The following is a 386-nucleotide window of genomic DNA, read 5'->3' as shown; positions in this document are numbered from 1 at the left end:
GCGTTACGCGGCCAGGACCTCAAGCGCGTCACCGTCGACACCACGGTGCAGCCGAAGGCCATCACCTTTCCGACCGATGCCAAGCTGCTTCATGCGGCTATCAAGGGGCTCAACCGCCTGGCGAGAAGGCACGCCGTCAGGCTGCGGCAATCCTATTCTCGTGTGGCCAAGGCCGCCGCGATGATGGCGGGCCGCTACGCCCATGCCAAACAGTTCAGCCGGCATCAGCGGCAGTTGCGCATTCTGCGCAGCCGGCTCGGCCGCATCATCCGCGACATCCGCCGCAAGATCGAGGGCCAGCCGGCACTGGAGGAGGCATTCGCCCTCCCGCTTGGCCGGGCCGTGCAAATCCGCTCGCAGCAGCAGCGCCAGCGCGGCTGGAAGCT

At 67.4% G+C, this 386-nt stretch carries 1 pseudogene; it reads left to right on the top strand.

Annotated features, from left to right (window positions below):
• A pseudogene (locus AC0L3P_RS40155) lies at positions 1-386 on the top strand (IS5/IS1182 family transposase); the annotation flags it as partial.

The organism is Bradyrhizobium sp. WSM4874 (assembly GCF_055811835.1).
This window is presented reverse-complemented; position numbering and strand designations above follow the sequence as displayed.